The following is a 342-nucleotide window of genomic DNA, read 5'->3' as shown; positions in this document are numbered from 1 at the left end:
TCAATTACTGCATTAATAATCATTATCGTGAGGATTATAGCCCTTGTATTTAAGTTCATGGGCTTCTCATCCTTAGCTAGGGTTAATGAGGCTAGGTATGGTGCAGCCAGTGTTGGATTAGCAGCCATAGTGATGGCCTACATATTAGGAGCATTATTAGTAGCTTTGATTACGTATTCATTAATTCATGGTTCTAAATTCACTTTAAGGATCATTGCCAGCTGTAATGTTAACTACAGCCATCATTACGCTGGCTATTACTGGTAATGCAGTATTATTAGTAATCCTATGGAGACTTAGTGACTACTACAGATCATTAGCGCCACTAATTGAGGGAGTATT

The organism is Caldivirga sp. UBA161 (assembly GCF_002506515.1).
GTDB lineage: Archaea > Thermoproteota > Thermoprotei > Thermoproteales > Thermocladiaceae > Caldivirga.
The sequence above is the reverse complement of the archived record's forward strand: the minus strand, read 5'-3'. Positions refer to the sequence as shown.